Raw genomic sequence first — 476 nt, 5'->3', positions numbered from 1 at the left:
CTTTAGGTTTGGATGCCTGTAATGCAACTACTTTTGGTTTCGCCTGAGAAGGGGTTACCCCTGCTAACTTTGCCAAATGGAAAAACGTACCTAAAGAAACCCCTGAATTATTACTTTGCAAACATTTTTGGTATTGTTTGCGACAGCTAGCAGCATCATATTTAGGATAATTACTGCTCACCCTTAGAAATAATTCCTCTCCCATACTACCAAAAGCATCTGCAAAGGCAAATCCGATTTTAATCCAATCCCCATAATTTCCAGTAATGTCTGTTCCGGAAGTTTCCAGTACAGAAACCACCTCTTTTACCTTTTCATAATCATCAAGGGAAGAAGGTACATTAGAAGTTTCCATTATTTGATTTTCGTTTTCAGCTTCTGATGCAGAAGACAAGTATTTTTTAGGCTCAAATTTTAGCATCGCTTGTATATTTTGGATGTATATATGGATTAGGGTCATAGGGTAACAAACACCC

The 476-nt window shown here is 37.6% G+C and carries 1 protein-coding gene; it reads right to left on the bottom strand.

The window, feature by feature from the left end:
- Nucleotides 1–421 (bottom strand): PriCT-2 domain-containing protein (locus Z054_RS29700; RefSeq protein ID WP_174412254.1); only part of this gene is annotated, 421 nt, incomplete at its 3' end.
- Nucleotides 422–476: the final 55 nt, after the last annotated feature.

Origin of the sequence: Aquimarina macrocephali JAMB N27 (genome assembly GCF_000520995.1) — a bacterium.
GTDB classification, from domain to species: Bacteria; Bacteroidota; Bacteroidia; order Flavobacteriales; family Flavobacteriaceae; genus Aquimarina; species Aquimarina macrocephali.
This window is presented reverse-complemented; position numbering and strand designations above follow the sequence as displayed.